The organism is Neobacillus sp. PS3-40 (genome assembly GCF_030915485.1).
In the GTDB taxonomy this organism is placed as follows: Bacteria; Bacillota; Bacilli; order Bacillales; family Cytobacillaceae; genus JAUZPL01.
Genome location: NZ_CP133266.1, coordinates 4409918 through 4433838, shown reverse-complemented (window position 1 = coordinate 4433838; position 23921 = coordinate 4409918). Strand labels below are relative to the sequence as shown.

Below are 23921 nucleotides of genomic sequence, written 5' to 3'. Positions count from 1 at the left end.
TGAGCTTTACTGTTGTTTAGCATCAAAAATACAATAATCGAGGCGAGCATAAGTTGAAAAGCTCTTCATTAAAAGAATAACTAACGAATGCTTATTCTACTATCTTTTCCAGTTAAAATTCGATAAAGATCCTCGAGTTTTTGAATTTCATAGGTTGGAATAATATCAGAGTTATTGTGTTTCATTTCTGGATTAAACCAACATGTATCAATCCCTGCTAGATTGCCACCTTTAATATCTGAACTTAAGGAATCTCCAATAATTAATGTTTGATTCACTTTGAAATTAGGAATTCTCGCAATGACATAATCAAAAAAGCCCTTCATCGGTTTTTGAAAGCCAGTGACATCCGAGACAAAAATATCCTTGAATAACGGATATAATCCTGAATCACGTAAACGCCTATCTTGTGTTTTAGAATCACCATTCGTCACAATATATAAGTCATACTGATTTTGTAAGTCTGATATTAAATCGAAGGCTCCGTCTTTAAGTTGATGTCCTTGTTCAAGATAGGAGCGAAAACTTTTTTCGAGAATAGTTCCATCCACTTCCTTACCGTATTCCTTAAAAAGAATAGAAAAACGAGTATTCAAAACCACATCACGATTTATTATGCCTTCTTCAAAGGACTTCCAGAGACCCTTATTTATCGTTTTGTACTTCTTTTCAATTTCAGGTGTTAAAGAAAAATGGTGCTCTTCGAAAAGCAATCGCAATGCTAAACTCTCTGCAGCATCAAAATCCAGAAGTGTATCATCTACATCAAATAATAACGTTGTATATTTTTTCAACAGAATCTCTCCAATTTACTTATTTTTCTAATTAATAGATTAAAAACTTTAAAAATAGTGTACCATATATTTTTATTCATTTGATATCATAGCTCTTAACTTATTTAGTGAAGTAATTATTGATAGGATATTATAAATAAAAGCTATATTCGGATAGATTGTGAATACTGTTAAAAAGTTGATTCAATGGGGTTTAGGGGGCGTTAAAGGATGAGGGAAGACGGATATCAAGAGTTCAGCGAATTATCTAAATCAGAGCAAATACCGTTATTTAATGCTATGAAACAAGATTTGTTTCCAGACGAACCAGATAAAATCATAAAACTTCACAAAAGCATTCGAGAAGCCTGATAATGCAAATCTCAGCGTGTCAAAAATCAATTTATACAACAGTAAAAAAGCTACGTGCAATATAAAAACCCCGCATAGACAGGGCTGTAAATAAATTATATTATTCTTTTCTTTTTTTACTGTTTGCGAAAAGTTTTAAAAAGACAAACCCTACTAAAACGCAACCCATTAATAAAAGAATCGTTGATATAATAGCAGATGAACGAAATAAAAGCGAAAGTGCAATTATGATAGAACCAAGGCTTAAGAAAGAAACTAATTGGTTTTGTTGCACAAATACCCTCCTTTTTTTAATAAAATCTTATCATATTATACAAATATTTCAAATTATTCATTACGAAAACAACAAATTTTACGAAAACAGCCTATATAAATAATCGTGCATCTGAATGAGGTATAATCACTAAGTTAACATAATGTAATTATAGTAAAGTATTTTATATGAGTCTAATTTAAACGATTTTCGCTCGTTCTTATCCGCAATTTAAAGCCAACAATTAGAATATTGGGCAACGAAATTTTTTCTAATAAATGACTTATAGACTTACTGGTTTTTTCATTATGAATAAGGACAATTCCAACTACCGGTAATGGCGCAACTAAAATGGAAATAATTTTATTGATACCCTTCATGTTTGGCAGTTCGATTGTGTTTGCTCCTAATTATTCTTTAATCGAATTTTCTACACACTGTAAATTTAATGTAGCCAATGGGCCTAAATAAAGAAAAAGACGGATTTACCGTCTTCTAAGGATTTTATTTTGTAAGAAATTTTTCAGATAATCTTCTGATGATATCTCCGCGGCTGATAATGCCTACCACTTTCATTTCTTCATTTAAGACCGGAATTTTTTTAAAATGATGTCTTGCCAAAAGCTCAATGGCACTTTTTAGAGTATCGTCTTCACTAATTGTTGCAACCTTTTTTTTCATGAAATCTTTAACGTGATCTCCCTTTTTTGATGCTACGCTTGCTTCCGGTGTTTCAGGAATTTCTGGTACACCCGTAACATAGTAAGCCCAATAGATGTACATGTTTTCTTCTGTGGGTGTTAAATACCTTAGCACATCACCATCTGTAACAATCCCTTTTAACTGGTTCTCTGCGTCCACCACGGGAAGCCCGCCGATTTTGTATTTGGCCATTTTCTTTAAAATCATTTCAACGCTGTCGCTTTCATTAGCAGTGATCACAGAACGGATCATAAAATCTTTTACTTTCATATTTTTCCCCACCTCTTTCTATCCTAATTCGGCAATAAGGAAGAAAATCCCTTCTCTTATTGACCTTCAATGAAAAATTTTCTAATAGAATTAATGCATATTTACTATATAACATATGGATTGAATCCATATACAATTATTGCCTTGCCTCATATTGAGATTGGCTAATTTTCTCGAAAGAAACTGTTATCCTTCAAACCTATGAACGATCAAACTGCCAGTTTGGATCTCAAACAGGTTTGAATTTACTCCAACCAATAACATCCCCGTATAATGGCATTGATTTCTTCATATCCAGCTTTTTTATATATTTTTATTGCATCATGATTGTTAGCATATAAATAACTTATTGTTTTTAGATTCTTATCATTAAAATCAGTTATAAAATTAATTAATTGGCTGCCGTAACCATTTCCTCTTTTATCCTTTTTAGTAAATACATCATTTATCCTTGAAATATCATTCTGTTTGTAAATTGAAGCTATACAAACTAAATTATTGTCAACATATCCACCAAACAAATAGAAGTGTTCTTTATCAATTGACTTTATCAGAGCCTTGTAACCCCACTCCCCTTGATCACTATCAGATTGGAATAATTCATAAACGGTTTCATCTATTTGTTTTAACCTTTTAAAATCAATTGTTTTAGGAATATCTATTATTATTTTATTTTTTTGGACAAAGAAACAAATCTCCTCAATTGATTTATTAAATCCTTGAGTTTCTAAATATTGACCGACAGCACTTATATTTTTTGTGAATGTATACACTCGTGGCGTTATAGCTATTGATTCATAAAAATTTACCATATCCTTTATCGCTGAATCATAGTCAGTATTCTCATTAATTAATGCATGATTGCTATCATATGAAAATGGATTATTTTTATCATAAAAGATTTTTCCATACGTTTTTTCAATTACATTAGCTTGTATTTCAGCATAATTATTTTCGAATTTTATTATTTTGTCTACTAACATTTTTACATTCTCCTAATAATTAATTCATTTGTCTCCAGCCCCACTACTTACTGAATATTTGGGATAGTACATTGTGGTTTCTAGCCAGTTCTTACTTTTGCTAAGAAAGAATCCTTGGCAATCCTTTTTAGATTAGCGTTTCATAGTGCCTTTAGATTTAATGATTTATGTTTTTCTATTATTTTTAGGGCAGATTTCATTGATTCATTTGTTAATTTATTTTTATTTGTACATTTTAAAATAGTTTCTAATTTATCACATAATTTAATTTGTTGTACTAATGGTAAAAGGACCTTATTGATTAATTTTATAAAGAAAACTCGCCGATTGGCAAGCCCCTATGGGCGATGACAGAGGCATAGTTGCCCTTATGCGCGCTAGCAGAATTTATGGATATAAATTCTGGTTAGCTAAAAAAGTAACAGTATTTAATGTCATACATAATAAAGAAAAAAGAAGGATAGGTAAGCAGCATTATCAACTGCCTTTCCTATCCTCATATACTACAAATGATCTCATTTACAAGCATACCTTTTTGTTTTAAATCTGATGTTATTCAACAAAGATACCCGTTCCTAAGATTTTTTCTTTTAGAATAATAAAGCATCTAATGCATATTGGCCTGGGCCAATTAAAGCAATCCCGATTACAACTGCAATCAAAGTTAGATTGTATTCATATCCGTTTGATGTTGCCCATAATCCATTTGGACCATGCACCTTAACGATAGCCATAACCATGGTTCCTGCAATCATTATTCCCGCAAGTGGAGTTAACAGGCCTAAAGTGAACAATATTCCTCCCAAAAGTTCTGCTAATCCTGCAAAAATTGCCATTGTTACACCAGGTTTAATACCAATAGATTCCAACCATCCCCCTGTACCTTTTATTCCATATCCTCCGAACCAGCCAAATAATTTCTGGGCTCCATGAGCCATAAATAAAACACCAATCACCAAACGAATTATTAATAAACCACTATTTATCATTATAAAATCCTCCTATTATATATATCTTGAATTCGAGATAAACATTCAAAAAAAATCAACTTTCAACTCGATCTCTTACCTTTTTCAACAGTTTGACCAAAATCTCTTTTTCACGATTACTTAAAGAACCAAGCATGAATTCAACTAATTCTGTATGTTTGGGCAGGATATTCTCCATCAAATCACTCCCATCATCGGTTAAAAGTACATGAATGACTCTACGGTCGACTGGACATGCACTCCGATTTAACAATCCTCTTTGTTCTAATTTATCTATTACATATGTCATTGATCCGCTTGATATTAGGATGCTGTTACCAATTTGGTGAATCGTTTGTTTTCCCTTGTTGTAAAGCACTTCTAAAACAGAAAATTCAGTAATAGTAAGTTTGCTTTTGGTAATTTCGATCCTAATTCGATCCTGAACTGCTTTCGATGTCTGCATTAATAGTAGATAAGGAAAATTTGTACATTTTCCTTCCATCATTATCACCTCCTAGAAAATATCTCGAAATTAAATATCTTGAATATGAGATAATAATACTGCTTACTATCCTTCCTGTCAATAACCATTTTTTATTATTTTTGTCACCCAAAGGAAACATGAATCCTCTTTAGGGAGTCTATTTGTAAAAAAAACGACATAACTCAGGCAATTACCCACAACATCCCTACGTTACAATTACTGTAATTATGTATTATATAGCCTTATTCAAGCTGTATATTATGCAGTTTAGTGTAGATGCAGGAGGACCACAATTACTTGGAAAATACAAAAAACAGAGAAAACCAAAGGTTATTTTAATGACAAAAAGTGAGGAATCTCCCTTGAATAAATATCTTGCACTAATACAAAAAAAGAGTAAGCATGTTTTGAAGAATTGGATTTGGCCATTTTTTCGCAAAGTTCTAATTCTCATCGGAATTTTGGCTGTGTTGATTTATACAGCCGGAAAAGTTAATTGGACGCCTATGGAAAACTTGGTTATTGACAAACTAGCCCATCAGGAACCTGTTAGAATTCAGCTCTACCTACCGTTTCAAGATAAGGTGGATATCACTGATACAAAAGCTTATAAAAAGGAACAGTATTTGATTTTTAAGACCAATATAAAAAATACGGTTCAGTTGATAGCTTCAAAGATCCCTTTTCTAAGCAGCGCTCCAAAACACAGCTTAACAAGTATCAGTAAGGAAATTTCTGATAAAAGCAAATTCAAGGACCTACTCGGTAATAAACTAGAATTAGAGGATAACCAGGCAGCTGATACACAGGTTGCCTTATCTGATTGGGATATCATTAAAAACAATCTAAAAGACGGTTTTAGTGCCCTTAACGACATGTTAACTGTTAGGATTATGACTGCAGATGGCAAACCAATGATTATTAAGGTTGTGGAGAACAAACCAGTTGTCGTTGTTGAATATGATTCATCTGATAAAGTTATGAGATGGGGCAAAGAAATACAAGCCGCCTCTTCGAAATATGGAATTGACCCTGCTGTAATAGCTGCTGTTATCGAACAAGAATCTGGAGGTAATCCTAATGTCCAAAGTCCAGCTGGAGCTATTGGATTGATGCAGTTAATGCCTAGAACAGCCCATGGCTTAGGAGTTAATCCATACGACCCTGCCGAGAACATTGAAGGGGGAACAAAATATTTAGCCATTCAACTTAATCGTTTTGGAAGCATAGAAATGGCGTTGGCTGCTTATAATGCCGGTCCTGGAAACGTGCTCAACTCAAGGTACTTGTATATCTCTGAGACCCAAAATTATATTCGAAATGTACCTGCTTTGGCTACTAAATATCAGCGCCAATTTACAGAAGCAGTAAGTGCAGCTAAAACTTCCAGCAAAAAATAAAGCATGCTGTTAAAAATCGTAAAAATTAGATGCAGTTGAGTGCCGTTCAATGAGTAGATCTTTAATCTAAACCTATCAACAAAAAAGGGCCGTCAAATTCAACGTGAAATTTGACGGCCCTTTTTTGTTCCGTTTTGATGTGTGCAGGAAAAAATCACGCTCATTTTTATTTTCCTCTTTTTCCTGCTTTTTTTGTATTATTTACTGCCTGCTTTTTCGTATTGCCTTGGAGAATTTTGTTGTTTCCATTTCCTTTTTTAATAGCTGCTTTTGAATAATTTACTCTTCCACCTGAAGAGGATTTACTTGCATTTCCTCAACCCATTTAATACACCCCCAAAAGGATTAGTTACTATATTAAATGAGTGAGATCAAAACTTGTCTAATTAAGAAGTTTAGTTTTGTGAAAAATAGCATACCTGCCCTTTTCTATTTCATTTTCAAATAATAAATATATCTCTAGGGCTCGCCAATCAGCGTATTTTAATTTAGGCTCTATTAAAGGTAAATGTTGATATTTGATACTTGTCCGAATTCTTAATAGACGGAAAAATTCCTTTTAATTTGTAAATTGGATTAAAAATAGCTTAAATAGACGGAGAGTTTCCGCCTATTGACTCAAAAACCGCGAAAATGGGGGACTTTGCATTGCGTAACCGGAAAACCTCCGTTTATACACCCCGAAACGAGCTCCATTCTGCATTTAACCGAAAAATCTCCGCTTATTTTATTTTCGTTGGTTTCTCGAGTTACACGAGTAATGATTGCTGTTATTACTACTTTAAAAATGGCTCTGTTAAACAATAATGTCCGTTAACTCCACTCGAAATCACTTATTTTTGCCCTTATTTATATATTCATGTTAGAACAACAGTTTGTTTTATTAAATATAGGATCGTATGTCCTATTCCCCAATCATAATGAAAGGCTGTTTTCGCATAGATTGTTGTTTTTCGTACCTAGTCTAAAAGCCCGAAATAACAATAGTATCGTGCTCTTTTCGTAAAAACTTCATACGGTTTTAATCGGTAAACTGGAATCTCATTCTAATTTAGTTTCAACTAGCAACAAAGTTTAAGAAAAGAGCCTAATGAAAATCAACAATGAAGTTTAACAAATCCTTAATTTAAAATGCAGCAGTCCAACCACCATCGACTACTACCACTGTACCGTTTACAAAACTTGATTCATCAGAAGCTAAGAACAATGCAACTTGTGCTATTTCTTCAGGTTGACCAGAGCGCGGTGATAATCCGTGAGTTAAGCCTGCTCGTTCCATACCGAATTGATTAATATTATTCATACTTAAAGCAATATTAGTTTCAACTGCTCCTGGTGCGATTGCATTACAGCGAATACCTTTTTTTGCATACATAAAGCCCGTATTCTTAGTTAATCCAATAACTGCATGCTTCGATGCTCCATAAGCAACACCTGAATGAGCACCATTTAATCCGCCAGTAGAAGCTGTATTTATGATGACACCTTTTCCTTTTTCTAAAAAGATAGGTATTGCTTTTCGCATTGCGCGCATTACACCTTTTGTATTCACATCAAATAGTAAATCCCATTTTTCATCACTAATATCTCCAACGGGTTCAAATCCATCCATTATACCAGCATTATTTACTAGGATATCTAAAGTTCCATATTCAGTAACTGCTGTGTCTATCATGTTTTCGATATCCCCTAATTTTGCAACATTTACTTGAAGTGCTTTAGCCAGACCACCATTATTTTTAATCCCCTCTACAACTGCCTTTGCACCTTCAAAGTTGAGGTCTGCTAAAATCACTTTAGCCCCCTCTTTCGCATACAATTCTGCAATTGCCTTCCCCATACCTGATGCTGCCCCTGTTATAATTGCCACTTTCCCATCTAATTTCATTATCTAAATCCCCCTATTTTTAAATTTAGGCACTTTAAGTAAAAAGTGTTGTTTTTAAACCTCCTTTTTTGTTTTTTAGATATTTCCCCGATTATCGTTTCAATGAATCTTAGTTATTATTTTCTGTTGCTTTACAGATTCCTTTTTCCACAATCCTGGATCTATGGTCCAAAAAAAAACTCGCCGATTGGCGAGCACTGGAGCTAGACAGTTTACAAAGACCATCTAAATTCTTTAACAGTAAAAAAGCAGAAGAACAATGGCTCCCCCGCTTTGATTTTCTATTTGAAATTAATTTATCGCACTTAATACTGCTTGGCGGAGGATAATTCCCTTTATAAGAAACATTCTATCTGATAAGGAGTAAGTTTTGTTGTTTACTAGAATGGTGTAGTTGTCCACGTTTTGACACTGCTTTCCTATTTCCATCAGATCATGAACTACAACCTTGCTTAACTCTTCTTGAGTCGAATACTGTTCATGCAATTCTAAAACGATCTTTTCTTTTGAAAACATGGCGTTTCGCCCCTTCCATGCTGAATTTATATTGTGAATTATTTCACATGTTTATCATATCATAATTATATCTGAAAAATGTTACGAAAAAAGGAATATATACGATAATTTTGTTAAAAAGTTCACAATCTTTTTTTGAATTTGCTTAAGCGGGTTTTAACAGATGAATACTATCACTATCAATATTCTGCTGAAATTCTTCCAACACTTCTCGGCTATACAATAATAAATTTTTCCTTTGTTGTTGGATGGGAATCTGTCCCTTTTTTCTTCTTTTAGGAATAATTCACAAAAAATGGAATATACAATACTGTAACGATAACAATATGAAAAACTATTAAGGAGAGGATTTTATTTTGAAGAAAAAGAAATGGGTATCAAGTCTAGTTGTTGCATCTGTTTTACTAGGAAGTGCTAATTCCATAAATGTGCACGCGGCCACTGAAAAGAATGGACAGGCAATATCATCTGCATCACTTACCAACTTAGAAAAAGAAGCAACGATTACACAAGAAAAAGCTCTGGAACTTGCAAAAAAGGCAGTAAAAATTCCATCCGGGTATCAACAGCAAGAAATTCGATTTGATTACAACTATTATACGGGACAGCAGCTATGGATGATTTCTTGGTCTAAACAAAGCCGACCATATGGCTCCATCAATGTTTCCGTTGATGCCGAAACAGGGGAGATTATAAGTATTGACATGTATAATAATGACAATGCTCCCGCTACTCCATTAAAAATTTCCTATGAAAAAGCGGTTGAAAGTGCAAAAAAATATATTGAATCTCTCTATCCTGGAAAGCTTAAAGAAATGCAGATTGATAGCAATATGAAGGAATATAATAAAACCTATCAAAATGGAACATATATGGTAAGATTCTATCAGCTTGTAAATGGCATCCCATTTTATGAAAATAATATTTCTGTACAAGTGGATGGAAATGAGAAAATTAGAGGGTTCAACTATCTATGGAACAACTCCTTTAAATTTGCAAATACAGAAGGAATTATGACAGAAGAAAAAGCAAGACAACTCTTCACAAGCAACATAGGATTAGAACTTTATTACCAGTACGCATCCTATTCCAATTCATTTTCTAAACAAGCTCAACTCGTATATGCTCCAAAACAAGTAGCTAACAATTCTTATATAAATATTGTTCCGCCTCTTTATGATGCCAAAACAGGAGACCTTCTTGGTGTTGATGGGAAACCAGCCAATCAAGAACCTAGCATCACGTTACCTACAGGACCAGTGCTTGACAAACCTGTTGAACAACCGACACCTACGAAAGAGTTAACGAAAAATGAGGCATTAAAAGCTGTAACTGACAAGCTTTCCATTCCTGAACATTATGTTGTGGAAAATGTCAATTATCAGGATGATTATGGATCAAATGGAAGAAAGGTTTGGGTATTCAACTGGAGAAATGGGGATGGTTCCGGTCCATCTGCATATATAATGGCGATGGTGGATGCCAAAACAGGGGAACTTGTTCGCTATTATAATGATAATAATAGGTATTATTCGAATCAAGAAAACAGTTCGGATTTTGAAGTAAAAGTGGATATGAAACAAGCTCTTCAAATTGCAACCGATTTTGTTAAAGGTTCTGCTGCAACGAAAGGAGACCGGCTTTATGCGACAATGCCACAAGAAATTAAGGATGGAAAATGGAAAAAAGCTCGTACGTACACCATTTATTTCAGCCGAAAAGAAAATGGGTTAACCGTTCTCGGCCAAGGCGTTAGTGTAAATATTTCTGCGGAAACAGGCGCTATAACATCCTATAGTTTGGATTGGAATAATCTTACATTTCCATCCAAAGACCAAGTCATTTCAGCCGAAAAGGCAAAAGAGCTTTATGTAAAAAATACACCAACGACTTTCTACCATTTTCTCATTCCAAATGGTGATCAACGTGGAACAGAAACAACCCTTGTATATGGAAAAAACAGTAATTTCGAAATTCCAAAATATTTGGATGCCATTGATGGGAAATGGAAGAATTTTGAAACAGGGAAAGAAATAGGTTCTGACACAGTGGCAACTGATATTAAGGGCCATAAAGCAGAAAAACAGCTTCAATCCATGATCGATTTAAATATTTTTGATGTTGTAAAAGGAAAAGTTCAGCCAGATAAAGTAGTGACAAAAGCAGAAGCCATTACCTTTATAGTGAGAGCTTTGGGGGAACGCTCTGTTTGGATCAATCCTTCATTAAACCCGCCATTTACAGATGTGAAAAAGGAAGACGAATTCTATCCATACCTTCAAAGAGCAATTGAGAGAAATATTATTAAAGTAGATAGCCAAAACTTTAAACCAACTAAATCCATCACAAGAGAAGAAATCGCCGTTCTACTCGTTCGCAGTTTAGGCTACGAAAAATTAGCATCTTATCCTGGATTGTTCTCAGTAAAATACAAGGATCAGGCAAAAATTAAAGAAAAAGGCAGTGTCGGATTAATCTCCGGTTTAGGTATTTTCTCAAGCGCAGATAAGAACGGGAATTTTCTTCCTGCCAAAACCATGACAAGAGCAGACTTGGCAATTGTCCTATCAAAATTCCTTGAAATCCAACCTGAAATTCGATCTGAAACATATTAGGTGGGACAACGGGACATGTTCCTCGTCCCATAACCATAGCCCTGTGGAGATAAATTGAAAAGACCTAGATAAATGAGACAATAAAAAACACCCCCTGAATCATATTGAAACAATATGATTTCTAGGAGGGTGTTTTTTATTATGATATACCATTTCCGATCTTCACAAGCAGTTATCAATTGTATTTCTAAAATGGATAGCCTTCTTCGAATTTGTTGAGTAAAGGATGGGTTGCATTGTCATTTATGTTCATTATCAAGAGGACTACACCTTTTTTATTTAATACACTGGTGTACAATAGCCTAAATAATTCGGGTTGTTTCCTTTGACAATATTTTCATATTGAGTCCGAATTTCTTTTGTAATTGGTCCCTCTTGACCTATTCCAATGATTCTATGGTCGATTTGAATGATGGGTTTAATACCGATAGCGGTACCTGTAAAAAATACTTCATCAGCTGAATATAGCTCGGTTCTTGATAGACTCTTTTCAATAAAAGGTAGCCTTAATTCATGATTTGCTAATTGTTTTACTGTATCACGGGTAATTCCTGCAAGAATATCATCTGTAATAGGTGGCGTTATTACTTGTTTATTTTTTACAATAACAATATTTTCTCCAGGTCCTTCACTCACATTCCCTTCTTCTGTCAGAAAAATTGCTTCATCAAAACCATTTAATCTGGCTTCTGTGGAGGCTAATGCCGAATTTAAATAACCTCCCGTGGACTTTGTTTGAGGAGGAATCATGTTACTACCTACCCGTGTCCATGAAGAAACACTCACATGTAATGCTGATTTTGAAATGTATTCTTTTAAAGGGATGCAATAAATCATTACACGATTAAAACGTGCCGACAATTCGGGACGTAATGTATTTTCACCATTAATGCATATGGGGCGAATATAGACATCTTCCCGTATATTATTTATTTTTAATAATTGGATTGTCCAGTGGAATAGTTGCATCTGAGAATAAGGGATATTTAGTTGGAGAGATTTACCAGACTCATGGAATCTTTTGTAGTGATCGAACAGGCGATATATATATAATTGTTCTTGGGAATCATTCCAAAAAGCCCTTATCCCTTCAAAACATCCCAATCCATAATTTAATCCTTTGTTTCGTACGCTAATCGAAACCTCTGTCTCATCTAAGAATTGTCCTTGATCAAATATATACACATTTTAGCCCCCTAAAATAGTGTTACCTTATTTGTATATATGATTTTTTAATTTTATTCTAAGTTCTAATTGAAAATAAGGTCTACGACTGAGGCCCTTTCTTTTTAGCATGCGTCATATTAAAAAAAATTCAAATGATATATATAGGCTAGGAACAAGTAAAATGGTAAAATAAAAAAATCGTAGAAAGGGAGTATTAACATATGAACAAAATAGACATAATAGCACGTAGAATACTAGGTTGGAAATTAAATAGATGGGATAGATGGTTTGATCATGAAAAAGGGATTTTCATTTATGAGTCTGAGTTTCAACCTGAGCAAAACCTTGACCATGCGATGGTAATCGTTGAAAAATTAGAACAGTTGGGTTTCTCATATACACAAAAAGGAGCATCAGAGGTTTGCTTTAATGAAGTTTGTGCAACCGGTGATACATTAGCACAAGCTATCATGAATGCAGCCTACTCGATTGCTGAAAATTCCTCGATAGCTGAGGAATGGCTGTAGAATGGCAGTACCACTAAGCCTTTTGATGAGGAGCTGTAGGGGCTTTTAAACAACAAATCTATTATTTTGGCTCATTCGTGTGAAAGGTTGATTTCATACGAATGAGCCTAATTTAGGCTTTTTTCCCATAGATTATGGCTATCTTTATCTACCATAGTTTCTAATAAGTTTTTAAAAAAAACAGAATATCTCTTTCTACAAACACTTTAGTAATTGAGGAACCTTTTAATTTTTACTGCTTGGCTTCTCAAAAATAATTGACAATAAAAAAACGAAAAATCCACCGACAGCTGAACCAACTATTGATGCATCAATAGTTTTATTTCTAAAAAAGATTTGTATAGTACAAAAAATAAACGTAAATATCACTGATATTACCAAATTCAGATATACCCTTTTTTTAGATATCATATTTTGTTTCACCCTTTCTTAGATACATACTATATATGACAATTGAATAAAAACATTTACCATTTATTTGAATAAGATTGTTAAGATAACAAATATCATAGATCATTTCCTTTTTTCTTTTTTTAACATAAAGACGTAAAATTCGGCCTACAAATCCGGTTTCTATCATTGATCCCAATAAAGAAATTCTAAAAGAAGAATGATATGGTGAAAATACAAAAAACCCCAAGTGACAATAAACACTTGGGAAACAGAACAAGTTTTATACAGGGTATTACATTTCCTTATTTTCCTTTTTAACTGTAATTCCTGCCCACTCTTCATAGCACTTAATGACAGCACTCATATCTTCTGCACCATATCCTTTTGCTTTTGCCATCTGAAAGATTTCCTTCACTAGCGCAAGTACTGGAGTCGAAATTTCTAATTCTTTTGCAACATCAGATGCAAGACCGAGATCTTTATGGATTAGCTTCGTCATAAAGTGAGGTTTAAAATCGCGGTTAAAAACCTTTTCCGCCTTATTGTCCGCCATTCCACTTCTTGCGCCTCCACCACTCACAACCTTCACAAAAATTTCGGGGTCGATACCTGCTTTTGTTGCCATTGTGATTGCTTCTGAGAATGAGAGAAGATTAATTGCGGCCATCGTATTATTAGCTAGCTTCGTATAGCAGCCCTTTCCATTTTCGCCCATATAATAAGCATTTTTCCCCATTACTTTAAATAATGGCTCACACTTATCATAAATTTCTTTTTTACCACCAACCATAAACGTTAAAATTCCTTCTATCGCTTGTGGCTCACTACCTGTTACTGGTGCATCAAGCATTTCTACATCATGTAGTGAAAGTTCTTCAGCCATTTTTTTACTCGTAGCTGGGGAGATCGTACTGGAATCGACAACAATTAAACCTGGATCAGCACCGTAAATAATGCCATTATTACCGAGAATGACTTCCTTAACAGCAGCATCTGCTGTAAGCATAGTGAATACAATATCACTCTGAGCTGCAACATCTTTAGGAGAATTTGCAATAATTGCCCCTGCTTCTTCAAGAACATTCATTTTTTCTTTTGTACGATTATAAATTATTAATTCATACCCATTTTTAAGCAAATTAGTTGCCATTGGAAGACCCATCGTACCCAACCCGATAAAACCAATTTTCATTATAATTATCCTCCTTTTTAGTTAGAAACCTTATAAATTCCTGTTCATTTCTGCAATAAAAGCAAGCACCTCATCCTCTTTTGTTGCCCAGGAGGTAACAAGGCGGATGGCCGCGTGATCTGAATCGATTTTTTCCCAAATATAAAATGAATAATTCCGTTGAAGCTCGGTGATTAACGAATTAGGCAGTATTGGAAAAATTTGATTTGATAGAGATTGTGTGAGAAATGCAAAGCCTGCTTTAGTAATTTCGTCTCTTAGTAGATCAGCCATCCGATTTGCATGGATTGCCAGATCAAAGTACAAATTATCCCGGAAAAGTTCATGGAATTGTACCCCCAAAAGTCTTCCTTTGGCAAGTAGTGCCCCTTTTTGTTTCATATGGAAACGAAAATCCTCTTTAAGAGAATCACGGCAAATTACTAATGCTTCACCAATAAGTGCCCCGTTCTTAGTTCCACCAATATAGAATGCATCAACAAGTATAGGAAGATCGCTCAACGTAAGGTCATTTCCTGTTGAAGATAGAGCTGACCCTAGTCTTGCACCATCCATGAACAAAATAAGATTGTTTACTTGGCAAAAATCTCTAAGCTGCTCTAGTTCGTTCTGCTTATAAATGGTACCTATTTCTGTCGTATTTGATAGGTAAACAAGCTTTGGCTTTACCATGTGTTCATCCGTATGAGCATCAAGCACAGATTTTATGTGTGATGGATTTAGTTTCCCATCGTCAACTTCTATCGAGATGATTTTATGCCCTGTGGCTTCGATTGCACCTGTCTCATGCGTCAATATATGACCCGTACTTGCTGCAATTGCAGCCTCATGAGGTCTTAAGAAAGCTGAAAGTGCAGTAAGATTGGTTTGCGTCCCACCTGTCAATAAGTGAATATCAACATCAGTTCGTCCGATTTTTTGCTTTAGTAGCTCAATTGCTTTTAGGGAATAACTGTCCTCACCATAACCATCCTCTTGGACTAAGTTGGATTCAATTAGAGCATTTAAAATCCTTGGATGCGCGCCTTCGCTGTAATCATTCTTAAAGCTGTACATTTTATTGCCTCCATTTATGTAATGTTTCATTGTTCAACAAGTGGATTTCATATTGAATCTGCGTTAATACTATTATCATGATCAATCTTCAAAATAAATTCTTCAACCTCTTCCCCCCGTACGTTTGAAAATCCTTTTTCTTCATCTATTATGAAGCATCTAATTGATGTATGAAAAAAACTTGAATGTCATCTTCTATGACATCTCGAAGTTGTACTTCATGTATTTGGGGTTCCAAATCAACCATCCTTCCAAACCTATTTTGTTATTAGAATTCTATACTTTTTTAGAAAATCCTTTTTCAACGCATCGTTCATTTGTTATGTTTTAAAACTGACCTTTTAATGACAGCTTATGTTACTTTTATAAGAAGGAAAGTTAGTGTAAAAAAACGGAAAATGCTATAATTGAAGTAAAAACATCCAATTGTACTAGTGAGGTGATGAGGAATATGATCAAAATCATAACAGACAGTTCATCAGATTTACCAAAGGAAATAATCGAAAAATTTGAGATTACTGTCGTTCCGTTGACCATCAATATTAATAATCATGATTATTTGGAAGGAATTGACCTTACACAAAAGGAATACTTTGCGAAGATGTTTTCATCTGATGAGCTTCCAAAGACTTCCCAGCCAGCGCCTGCCTTATTTGCAGAAGCCTTCTCTACATTCAGCCCAGACGACGAATTGCTTTGTCTTACCATCTCATCAGGTCTTAGCGGAACCTATCAATCAGCATCTATCGGGAAGGAGCTCTCCCATTCCAATGTAACAGTATTTGATACATTGGCTGGATCGTTAGGTCATGGTTTACAAATTATCCGTGCTGCAGAACTAGCTCAGAATAGTTATACAATAGAACAAATTATTGCTAATCTTTTAGAGTACCGAGAAAAAATGACCATACTCGTCCTTTTAGATACATTAGAAAATATCGTTAAAGGTGGACGGTTAAGTAAATTCCAAGGGTCCTTAGCTAAAATACTCAATATCAAAGTGATTTTAGAGAGAGTTAGTGGTGGGAAAGTAGAAATACTTGAAAAAGTTAGAGGAAAGAAGAGATTCCAAAAGAGAGCACTCGAAATTATAAGTGAAAGAGGTACGGATTTTTCTGATATTACTTTTGGAATTACCCATACTGGCAACGAAGAAGAGGCCGAGGCAATCAAATTAGAACTAATCCAACAATTTCACCCAAAAGAAATAATCATTAATTATATGGGTGCAACAATGGGAACTTATGCGGGCAGAGGTGGAATGATTATTTCATTCTAATTTATGGTGCCAATTAAGAGGATAGTATTGGGTACCAGACGTGATTAATGGAGGATTTTTTTGCTCTTTTCAAGAAGTACATATTTATTACTAAATCCTATGCCGGATAATTATAGATAGTTATCAAAAAGCTAGCTCTTCTAGCTTTTTGATTATTCAAAGATGGTTATTACTATTGAATCTATTGCATTCTTATATTAGTATGACGATTTTTTTCCAAGATTTACATGTATTCCTTCTAACTATCATTCCTGTAATAGTTTTCTTTTATTTTCAGGTTGTTTTAACCAATATCGAACACCTTTGCCAGCTAAGGGCTCATCATTATACCTTGGAATAACGTGAAGATGACTATGAAGAATAGTTTGATTTGAAACCTCACCTATATTCCATCCAAGTGTATAACCATCTGGAGCATATTTTTCATCGAGGTATTTTTTAGCTTTTTGTAAAAGTTCATATGTATCATTCCACTCTTTTTTTGTTAATGCAAAAGCATCCGAATGATGTTTCTTAGGAACAATTACACCACATCCTTCTAAAACAGCTTGTTGGTTATTGTGCTGTAAAAAATAACAAGACTTGTTTTCAAAAACAATATTCTGCTCAATGTCTTTTTCAGGATTACAAAACGGGCAACTTTTATCGTAAGCCATATATACCTCCTAATAGTTTAATACAAAAGTAAAATGTTCATTGTTTTTAACTTAAACAAAATTGTGTGAATGCTCCTTAACTCGAATATTCATTAAAAATTATTTACCATTGTTACGCAATGTGAATGTCTCTTCATGCTTATTCCATTTAACTCTTACTTTTATTACTTCATCTTCACTTACTCTTGCCCCGCCCTGTGAGCTTCCCTCAGACTTAATTATTGCTTCTTTAGGCGGTTTAACAAACTCCATATTGCCACTTCCACCTCCAGTAGATGTTTGATAAGAATATTCAAGGTTTTTTACCGATGAGAAATCTTTTAACGTTCCTTTGTATTTTAATACCAATTCGTAACTATTTTCATTAGAGTAGGTGGTTCTTCCGTCCTTTTCTCCCCACAACTCTGTTCCTCTAAAAGAATATTCCCCATTCCAATGTTCACTTTCCCCTTTGAATATATAACCATAGTACGTTTTTTCATCTGAACAAGCAGTTAACATCAATAGTGTAAATAAAACAGCAAGTATTTTTCTCAACTCGACTCCCCCTATTTTACAATATTATTGAAGTCCATATCCTAATTTTACCATCCTATTGGTTTATGTGGGGTATATAGGGTAAAAATATTCTTCATTCTGCTCCATAAAAAATCGTCCCTACTAATATTGTAGAAACGTTCATCTCCAAAAAACAATATATTATAAATCCTTGGTTTTCTTTTCAATAAGTGTCCATATTCCATAGATTAATATAGAAATACCTATTACTATTAAAACGCTATTTGTTATAAGATCAAAATCCAATTCATTTATTGCTTTAATAGTTTTCCCGTTTTCATCTATATACTCTAGAGTCCAGCCCTTGTAATCAAGTGTAAAGTAAGAGAGTATGATGCCGATTATCAAACCACCGAGTAAAGAAATCCACCTTTTCATATCAAACCCCTCCTTTTAAAATTAGCTTACCCAAGTCGTTTTTGACTCTTTAATTTTCCAATTAGCATCTTTGTATTGAACAGTGCCTTCTTCTCCAATAGCACCTAAACCTGAGCTGTGTTTAGAGGCTTCAAAGTATACATTTTTAATATTATTTTGATTTTAGCATAAATATCCAATTATTTCCACGCTTTATCAGTTGTGTAACAATTGGATTCAGTGAAGTTAGCATAGTAATTTTCACTAAAAAAATCAATGTTAGCCTGTTGATTTTACACCTTCATAGAATGCTAATTTACCTTCGTATACTAAATTCAAGGAAAATGTTTCTTTGATATCATGTGGGGTTACTAGTGAGAGTGGTTTTTGCTTTTTGACAGGTACACCTGATTCTTCAAGAATGAAAGCAACGAAATGGGAGCAGAAAAAAGCATTCTTTCTTTCTACCTCTTTATTTATCGCCACAGCAAATAGACCTAAAAAATTATATTTGTAGTTTTGTTTATTTTCTTCAATTTCTCTAATTTTTTTAGTCATTTTTTCAAATTGAATTTCCGAAATTGAATAACTGTAAATCGCACAATTTGCATCTCTAAACAGCCCTTCGTGAACATTTTCTCTTACAAATCCCCCAACAAAAGGATTTCTAGACCTTTTTCGTCCAAAACTATATACACTGTTTAAGTTATCATCAAATGAAATGGATGCATGATTATGTTGTTCCTTCGTAAATAGTTTAATAATTTTTGTTAAAATTGTACCCGTATCAGTAAGAAGCACGTAAACTTTCATTTTTTAATTGCCCTCCTAAAAATGCTTGATCTGCAGGAAGGGACATTTTTGTAGTTTCAAGTTTTTAGTATTCCGAATGACCCCTATTTAAAATTTACCAAAATCCTAAAATATAAAAACAATCAAAAGTTTTAACTTTAACTAGGACCTGAGGCGTATGTGGAATTAATTTCTATTCTATTATGGGAATCTTTCCTTACTGCCTTCACCGTTACCGAAATTTTTTATAAAATTATAAAGATTACTTTATGGAATAATGTGCACAAACTGTGACGAATCCCACTTTATTAAAAATTTTTCAGTGGTAACATATTACACGGTGGTAAATTTTTGAATTTTAAGTTTGTAAAACGTAATTAGAAATGAAGGTGAAAATATGGCTTTACTCACAAAGGACCTACTTATTAATCTATTAATCTTAATAATTATGTGTTTTGCAGCTAATATTTCGGTTGGATATTTCGAATACGATGTTTGGCTTAAAAGAAGGATTCATGGTCTAATTGGTGGATTGGCAATAGTGATATCAATTGCCCTAAGTGTTCAAATCCAACCTGGTTATATATTTGATTTAAGACAGATACCTTTTATTTTAGTGGGTTTAATGGAAGGGCCTTTGATAAGTGTTGTTTTATTAGTAATAACAATTATATCTCGTTTATTTATTGGTGGTCTCGGGATATTCCCTACTATTATCGTATATAGTTTGCTCACTCTATTTATCTATAAATTGGGACCCTATTATTCAAAAGGCCAATTTTCTCAAAAACTCCTAATAAGCTTATCTTTATCTTTATTCTGCTCACTATCCCTGCTAATTTATGTGCAAATTGTCGGTCAAAGTATTTGGGTATCAAAATTATGGACAGGTTATATAATAATCCCATCTTTTGGAACTATTTTATTGTTATCAATTTCAGAGTGGATAAAGAAATATTTCTTTCTTAAAAGAGAAATATTTAAAACAGAAAAAATACAACTTGTTAGTCATTTGGCTGCTTCTTTTGGGCATGAAGTGAGAAATCCCATTTGTGTCTCCAAGGGTTTTTTACAATTATTATTAGAAGAAAAAGTATCTTCCAATAAGAGACTAGAATATACAAGAATTGCTCTTGATGAGCTTGCACATGCTGAAAAAATTATTAACGACTATTTGTCCTTTGCCAAACCTCAGATTGAAAAGAGTGAAAATTTTGATTTTAAAGAGGAAATCAAAACAGTTGTTGGAATTGTTACTCCTATGGCAAATATGAATAATATAGTTTTACACTTTTCGAACCCATCTGAACTTTTAACCAGCTGGATTCTTAAAGGAGAGAGAAATCTTTTACACCAATGCCTACTCAATATATTTAAAAATTCTATCGAAGCAATGCCTAAAGGTGGAGTTCTAAAAGTAGAATTATTGGCATCGAAAAAAATAATCGGTGTACGTATTTCCGATACGGGTATTGGGATGACCAAGGAACAGTTGAGACGACTGGGGGAACCATACTTCTCTGCCAAGGAAAAAGGTACAGGACTTGGTATGATGACAGTTTATAGTATTGTAAAAGCAATGTATGGGAAAATTAAAATTGATAGTGAAATTGGAAAAGGAACGACAATTACTCTTTTATTTCCCGATGCTTCCTATGAAGGACTTGAAGAAAATGCTAAATATAGGTTACTTTAACGAAGGTTTGTAAGCGTTTTCTATTTTTTCAAAAAATGACATGACTGTTTTTAAAAAAATAACTAATGTTAAGCCCCTTTAATGTTAGTATAGAGGGATAAGCCTCTTGGTTAAGAGGCTTATTTTATTGTAGTTTTTAAGAATCCATATAATTATGTAATTGTTCTTTTAAATCTGTGTTCTTATTTATTTGAGATTGCTACTTAAACACTTTGTAGTCCTTACATTGTCTTCAATCTAATCCCTTTAAAGACGGGTCATTTTTCTATTTCTCTTTCATCACATTGTCCCTTAATTGTTTCATCCAAAAAATGCTGAACCTGTTCAGGAAAATCTTTCAACTCAGTTTTGCCTTTTTCACTTATGCTATAAATCCCTCGCTGAATTTTATCAAACCAGTCGTAATAGTTTTCTCTAAGGATTGATGATGTCTTTTTTCCTGTCCCCATCTCTCCTAATCTTTTAGGAGAGATGGGTCCATTTCGATTAAGAAGGTAAGCAATGTGTATGCAATTTTCTTTATAAGCCGTCATAATCTTGGTTTTATTGCTACCACCAATATTATAGTCCCCGTGCCTTCCATCTATTTCAGCAAGGAGCTTCTTCCTTTTTGTCTTATTCCTCTGGGTACTTTTCTTTCTATCAAATGATTCTGGAGATATCATTAACTCTACTTTCGAATCATAGCTCTTTTGAAATGAAACTAGGATCAAACCAAGCTCTAATCTTCTGAGCAAATGGCAAATATCCTGCCATTTTTTTGAGGAAAGACGGTATTTTGGCATTGGGACCGCAACATAAACGAGATCTGTTATTCGTTGCCTTTTGGTTGCCTGAATTAGAAGATCAATCGTTAAACCAAGCTTCAACTCGACAATAATCAGCTCTTCTTCCTTTACTGCCACCAAATCACAGTGGTGAACCTCACCATAAACATCGAATCCTTTTTTCGCAAAATAGTCCCTAATTGGCCCATATAAATCTGTTTCATATCGTTTCTCTTTATTGGTTTTCAAAGAAATCACCTTATGGTCAATTGTTTTTTGTAATTATCCATCGAAGTGGACTAACCCTGTAAAAATTATAGCATATCGATAGTTTACCAATGTTCATTTAGAAACTAAACTTACCTTTAGTTGAAGAAGGGAAATGGAATGGATGGTAAAGTAATTAGTTGTCCATTTTTATGACAAATTCAAAAACCGTTTGTTTTGTTTTGAATGGTGTTTTATATTCTTTAAAGACTAATTTAAGCCCAGAAAAATCATCGGGTAAAGGTGGCGATACAATGTATGTATAGGATGTATGCCCTCTGGAGCCTCCACCTCCTTCGTTTCGGCAGTCATAATTAGCCCCATCGCCTTCTATGGAAAGTTCAAAAAAAGTATGTTCTCGTCGGTGAAAATCTTCTGGCATATCATCAGAAGAATCTCTATCAATGTTAAGATGAAGTACACTTGCATTTTCAAATTGACGTACGAATGTTACCGAATAAAACAATTCATCTTTCTCAAATGATTTAAGGATTGGTATATTTTTAATAAATCCTTTCGGCTCCACAACAGGTCTGTAAATCTCTTCATTTAATAAATGTCCAAAAACTCCATTTAAAAATTCTGCATATAAATTATATTTTTCAGACCAAGCATTAATAAATTTTTTAGTTGGAAAACCTGGATTATTATTTGAAAGAACCTTCCGTTGTTTTATTAGATTACATATTTGTTCGTCTGTGGCTTTAATTCTTTCATCGTAGTATTCTGTTGTGGGTTCGTATGGCATTCGTTTCATCTTAACCACCTCCCAAATTAATGAAATATATATAATTTTAACGCAAATAGTAAAAAAGGCTACTTATGGTACTAAACTACCCCGTTTGCATTTCATAAGAGTAAGGTCATCAGGAACGGCTGTCGGATCATCAACTCTTGCATCCGTGTCTAAAGAAGAAAAAGGCTGCCGCAGCAACCCATACCTTCTTTAATAAAGAATGAATTAGTTTAACAAACTTAAAATAATTATCAATATTAAAGATATAGAAAAGAAAGCAATCATAAAGTATCCAATATATTTTAATGGTTTTGGTAACTTATTAAAATCAGCATTTTTAGGATTCGTTGCATTTCCTTCTATCTTGTTAAAATGGTCTATCACATCATTAAATGGTTTATCTTCTTCTTTCATAATACCACCCCTTTACTAAATTTTAACATATTTGTTTATGTATCCTCAGATTTTTCTGTATTTTCTTCTAAGACTATCCGTTAGTCAAAGAAGAAAAAGGCCACCATTAAGGCAGCCGGATCTTCAACTCTTGTCTCCTTTGGTTAAGAAGAAGGTATCCCTAAAATGCTCGAAAATGAGTTTTAAGCAATTGCCTTGCTTTATTTGTATACAAAGAGGTATCGAGAGATATGTATGAATCTTCTACCTTAGAAATTGTGTATCAACGAATTTGCTCGGTATAGCATCCCATTTGTTCAAGTCGTCTCTGTTAAATAACTCTGCAGATATTTATTTTCTGGTGGATTGGGAAGAGGTAGAATTGTTAGAAAACTTCTTAATTCTATCTAAATAGAAAGAAATGTAGTATATTTATCTTGAATTTAACACCATGATTCCTTATATAATCGGAGGTAGACATTTAATGAATGAAATAAATACTCACAAGATGGATTGGATAACTATGCCTGTTAAGGGATTTGAAGGGAAACCTTTAATGGAGCACTTGAATGGAAGTATAAAAATAGTCAAAATACAGCCAGGTTCCAATTTCCCTTTGCATCAGCATCCAGATAAAACTGAATTTGCTTATGTATTAGATGGTACTTTAGAGGCAACTATTGGAGATACAACCTTTACAGGGAAAAGCGGGAATTTTTATCAATTTCCAGTCGGAATTAAACATGCTTTAAATAATCCAACAGAGAGAGAAACCATTGTTTTAATTGGCTCTTTTAAAGAAGAGAAATAATTAACTATTATTATTTCAGACTGTCGACAAATCCGAAAAAGTTCGGG

At 33.7% G+C, this 23921-nt stretch carries 24 protein-coding genes and 1 pseudogene; 7 read left to right on the top strand and 18 right to left on the bottom strand.

What is annotated here, in order from left to right; translation table 11 throughout:
• Nucleotides 1-80: 80 nt before the first annotated feature.
• A complete protein-coding gene (locus tag RCG20_RS21590) occupies nucleotides 81-794 on the bottom strand; it encodes a YjjG family noncanonical pyrimidine nucleotidase (RefSeq protein WP_308182183.1) in 714 nt (237 codons plus the stop codon).
• A gap of 210 nt (nucleotides 795-1004) precedes the next feature.
• On the opposite strand from RCG20_RS21590, the pseudogene RCG20_RS21585 reads away from it, so the two are divergent.
• Nucleotides 1005-1142, top strand: a pseudogene (locus tag RCG20_RS21585) (IS1595 family transposase); the annotation flags it as partial.
• 103 nt (nucleotides 1143-1245) lie between these two features.
• Here RCG20_RS21585 and RCG20_RS21580 read toward each other — a convergent pair.
• From RCG20_RS21580 to RCG20_RS21560, 5 genes are all read right to left on the bottom strand, one after another.
• Nucleotides 1246-1419: a hypothetical protein gene (locus RCG20_RS21580; protein WP_308182182.1), complete on the bottom strand. Its 174-nt coding sequence runs from the start codon at nucleotides 1417-1419 to the stop codon at nucleotides 1246-1248.
• A gap of 483 nt (nucleotides 1420-1902) precedes the next feature.
• Entirely contained in the window at nucleotides 1903-2370 is a 468-nt protein-coding gene (locus tag RCG20_RS21575) for a CBS domain-containing protein (protein WP_308182181.1), read from the bottom strand.
• 245 nt (nucleotides 2371-2615) lie between these two features.
• Nucleotides 2616-3353, bottom strand: coding sequence for a GNAT family N-acetyltransferase (locus RCG20_RS21570; RefSeq protein ID WP_308182180.1), 738 nt, complete (start codon nucleotides 3351-3353; stop codon nucleotides 2616-2618).
• Between the two features lie 590 nt (nucleotides 3354-3943).
• Nucleotides 3944-4342, bottom strand: a complete 399-nt coding sequence (locus tag RCG20_RS21565; protein WP_308182179.1) for a DoxX family protein — start codon at nucleotides 4340-4342, stop codon at nucleotides 3944-3946.
• Between the two features lie 55 nt (nucleotides 4343-4397).
• Nucleotides 4398-4829, bottom strand: coding sequence for a MarR family winged helix-turn-helix transcriptional regulator (locus tag RCG20_RS21560; RefSeq protein ID WP_308182178.1), 432 nt, complete (start codon nucleotides 4827-4829; stop codon nucleotides 4398-4400).
• Nucleotides 4830-5068: 239 nt separating this feature from the next.
• On the opposite strand from RCG20_RS21560, the gene RCG20_RS21555 reads away from it, so the two are divergent.
• The gene (locus RCG20_RS21555; RefSeq protein ID WP_308182177.1) at nucleotides 5069-6208 is read left to right on the top strand and encodes a lytic transglycosylase domain-containing protein; all 1140 of its coding nucleotides are present in this window, start codon (nucleotides 5069-5071) and stop codon (nucleotides 6206-6208) included.
• 1126 nt (nucleotides 6209-7334) lie between these two features.
• Here the strand turns inward: RCG20_RS21555 and RCG20_RS21550 are convergent.
• Nucleotides 7335-8096 (bottom strand): SDR family oxidoreductase, encoded by a 762-nt coding sequence (locus tag RCG20_RS21550; RefSeq protein ID WP_308182176.1) that lies wholly within the window; start codon nucleotides 8094-8096, stop codon nucleotides 7335-7337.
• A gap of 291 nt (nucleotides 8097-8387) precedes the next feature.
• Nucleotides 8388-8612, bottom strand: a complete 225-nt coding sequence (locus tag RCG20_RS21545; protein WP_308182175.1) for a hypothetical protein — start codon at nucleotides 8610-8612, stop codon at nucleotides 8388-8390.
• A gap of 356 nt (nucleotides 8613-8968) precedes the next feature.
• Here RCG20_RS21545 and RCG20_RS21540 point away from each other — a divergent pair, with 356 nt between their 5' ends.
• The gene (locus RCG20_RS21540) at nucleotides 8969-11227 is read left to right on the top strand and encodes an S-layer homology domain-containing protein (RefSeq protein ID WP_308182174.1); all 2259 of its coding nucleotides are present in this window, start codon (nucleotides 8969-8971) and stop codon (nucleotides 11225-11227) included.
• A gap of 279 nt (nucleotides 11228-11506) precedes the next feature.
• Here RCG20_RS21540 and RCG20_RS21535 read toward each other — a convergent pair whose 3' ends face one another.
• Entirely contained in the window at nucleotides 11507-12412 is a 906-nt protein-coding gene (locus tag RCG20_RS21535) for a branched-chain amino acid transaminase (protein WP_308182173.1), read from the bottom strand.
• A gap of 203 nt (nucleotides 12413-12615) precedes the next feature.
• On the opposite strand from RCG20_RS21535, the gene RCG20_RS21530 reads away from it, so the two are divergent.
• Complete coding sequence (locus tag RCG20_RS21530; protein WP_308182172.1) at nucleotides 12616-12921, top strand: BC1872 family protein; 306 nt, start codon at nucleotides 12616-12618, stop codon at nucleotides 12919-12921.
• Between the two features lie 685 nt (nucleotides 12922-13606).
• Here RCG20_RS21530 and RCG20_RS21525 read toward each other — a convergent pair.
• Nucleotides 13607-14506 carry an NAD(P)-dependent oxidoreductase gene (locus tag RCG20_RS21525; RefSeq protein ID WP_308182171.1) on the bottom strand — a complete coding sequence of 300 codons (900 nt, stop codon included), beginning with the start codon at nucleotides 14504-14506 and terminating at the stop codon, nucleotides 13607-13609.
• A 30-nt stretch (nucleotides 14507-14536) separates the two neighbouring features.
• Nucleotides 14537-15562, bottom strand: coding sequence for a threonine aldolase family protein (locus RCG20_RS21520; protein ID WP_308182170.1), 1026 nt, complete (start codon nucleotides 15560-15562; stop codon nucleotides 14537-14539).
• A 451-nt stretch (nucleotides 15563-16013) separates the two neighbouring features.
• On the opposite strand from RCG20_RS21520, the gene RCG20_RS21515 reads away from it, so the two are divergent.
• Complete coding sequence (locus RCG20_RS21515) at nucleotides 16014-16841, top strand: DegV family protein (protein WP_308182169.1); 828 nt, start codon at nucleotides 16014-16016, stop codon at nucleotides 16839-16841.
• Nucleotides 16842-17086: 245 nt separating this feature from the next.
• On the opposite strand, the gene RCG20_RS21510 is transcribed toward RCG20_RS21515, so the two are convergent.
• From RCG20_RS21510 to RCG20_RS21495, 4 genes are all read right to left on the bottom strand, one after another.
• Nucleotides 17087-17497, bottom strand: a complete 411-nt coding sequence (locus tag RCG20_RS21510) for an HIT family protein (protein ID WP_308182168.1) — start codon at nucleotides 17495-17497, stop codon at nucleotides 17087-17089.
• A gap of 99 nt (nucleotides 17498-17596) precedes the next feature.
• Complete coding sequence (locus RCG20_RS21505; protein WP_308182167.1) at nucleotides 17597-18034, bottom strand: membrane lipoprotein lipid attachment site-containing protein; 438 nt, start codon at nucleotides 18032-18034, stop codon at nucleotides 17597-17599.
• Between the two features lie 162 nt (nucleotides 18035-18196).
• Nucleotides 18197-18433, bottom strand: a complete 237-nt coding sequence (locus RCG20_RS21500; protein WP_308182166.1) for a hypothetical protein — start codon at nucleotides 18431-18433, stop codon at nucleotides 18197-18199.
• 258 nt (nucleotides 18434-18691) lie between these two features.
• A complete protein-coding gene (locus tag RCG20_RS21495) occupies nucleotides 18692-19225 on the bottom strand; it encodes a hypothetical protein (RefSeq protein ID WP_308182165.1) in 534 nt (177 codons plus the stop codon).
• 376 nt (nucleotides 19226-19601) lie between these two features.
• Here RCG20_RS21495 and RCG20_RS21490 point away from each other — a divergent pair, with 376 nt between their 5' ends.
• Complete coding sequence (locus RCG20_RS21490; RefSeq protein WP_308182164.1) at nucleotides 19602-20900, top strand: ATP-binding protein; 1299 nt, start codon at nucleotides 19602-19604, stop codon at nucleotides 20898-20900.
• A gap of 257 nt (nucleotides 20901-21157) precedes the next feature.
• Here the strand turns inward: RCG20_RS21490 and RCG20_RS21485 are convergent, their stop codons facing one another.
• The 3 genes from RCG20_RS21485 to RCG20_RS21475 all read right to left on the bottom strand — a co-directional run bounded on the left by RCG20_RS21485 (nucleotide 21158) and on the right by RCG20_RS21475 (nucleotide 23084).
• On the bottom strand, nucleotides 21158-21916 hold the full coding sequence (locus RCG20_RS21485) for a DUF2161 domain-containing phosphodiesterase (RefSeq protein WP_308182163.1): 759 nt from the start codon (nucleotides 21914-21916) through the stop codon (nucleotides 21158-21160).
• A gap of 154 nt (nucleotides 21917-22070) precedes the next feature.
• Entirely contained in the window at nucleotides 22071-22691 is a 621-nt protein-coding gene (locus RCG20_RS21480) for a hypothetical protein (protein ID WP_308182162.1), read from the bottom strand.
• 204 nt (nucleotides 22692-22895) lie between these two features.
• Entirely contained in the window at nucleotides 22896-23084 is a 189-nt protein-coding gene (locus RCG20_RS21475; RefSeq protein ID WP_308182161.1) for an amino acid transporter, read from the bottom strand.
• 463 nt (nucleotides 23085-23547) lie between these two features.
• On the opposite strand from RCG20_RS21475, the gene RCG20_RS21470 reads away from it, so the two are divergent.
• Nucleotides 23548-23874 carry a cupin domain-containing protein gene (locus RCG20_RS21470; RefSeq protein ID WP_308182160.1) on the top strand — a complete coding sequence of 109 codons (327 nt, stop codon included), beginning with the start codon at nucleotides 23548-23550 and terminating at the stop codon, nucleotides 23872-23874.
• Nucleotides 23875-23921: the final 47 nt, after the last annotated feature.